1 protein-coding gene is annotated in these 1,244 nt (G+C 56.8%); it reads left to right on the forward strand.

All coding sequences use genetic code 11. The features are described from left to right. On the forward strand, positions 1-1,244 hold a 1,244-nt coding region (locus HWN72_RS30670), incomplete at both ends, for a recombinase zinc beta ribbon domain-containing protein (RefSeq protein WP_211152321.1).

The following is a 1,244-nucleotide window of genomic DNA, read 5'->3' on the forward strand; positions in this document are numbered from 1 at the left end:
GTTCTACGCTGGGGCATACGCCTATGGCAAAAGTGAGAAGCGGACAGAGATTGTCGATGGCAGGGCTCGCAAAAGCTACGGCCACGGCAAGCCTTTTGGAACGTGGGAAGTGCTGCTCCGGGATCATCATGAAGGCTACATTGATTGGAGCGAGTTTGAGAGGAACCAGAGCCTTATTGCCGTTAATACCTTTGCAAAGAAGGGCGGCATCAAATCTGGTCGTGGCGGCCAGGCTTTGCTTGCTGGTCTGCTCACCTGTGGCCGATGTGGAAGGCGGTTGTCTGTTTCCTATAGAGGGCGGCCAAGCCATCCCTATTATCAATGCAAAAGTATCAACCAAATGCTGGCCAAACCCCGATGCATGACTTTTGGCGCGTCTCGGATCGACCCTGCTATTGGCAAAGAAATATTGAGCGCCGTAACGCCAATGGCAACCGAGGCCGCAATGGAAGCTGACCGGGCGCATCGGGATAATCTGGAAGAGCGACATCGCATGATGGAGCTGGACTTGCAGCAAGCGCGATACGAGGCGTCTCTTGCTGAGCGCCGCTATGCCGCTTGCGACCCTGACAACCGCCTGATCGCTGCTCAACTTGAGAAGAGTTGGGAATCCGCGCTCAGGCGCGTGGAAACCTGTGAAGCTGCTTTGACGCAGGCAAGACAAATCGACGCAGGCATCCCAATCCCCGATTTCGCCGGCATTGCCACTGACTTGGAGGCTGCTTGGAGCGCACCAAACGTCGATACGCGGTGTCGCCAGCAACTCCTGCGCACTCTCGTGACTGATATCGTTGCCGATGTTGACGAAGAGCAACGTGAAGTCATTTTGACGATCCACTGGAAAGGTGGTCAACACTCTCAGCTGCGTATTCGCAAACCGAACCCTGGCGAACATGGCCAGAAAACGCCGGATGCTGCCCTCGCTGTAATGCGGTCCATGGCCACCCGATGGTCCGACGCCGACATTGCCGCTACTCTGAACCGGATGGGAATGCAGACCGGGCAAGGAAAAACGTGGACCGCACGCCGTGTCGGTGCACTGCGCACGGTCCATAAAATCCACGGATACCGATCTGCTGAGAAGAATGGGGAGTGGCTCACACTGACCGAAGCCGCGAAAAAGCTTGGGGTTACGGCCCATCGCGTCCGTCGACTGATCAAGGAGGGCGTGCTCCCTACCGAACAAGTTGTACCGGATGCGCCGCACCAAATCCGAGCCGCAGACCTGGAAAAGGACGAGGTGA

The sequence above is a fragment of the Novosphingobium sp. HR1a genome (assembly GCF_015594425.1).
GTDB classification, from domain to species: Bacteria; Pseudomonadota; Alphaproteobacteria; order Sphingomonadales; family Sphingomonadaceae; genus Novosphingobium; species Novosphingobium resinovorum_A.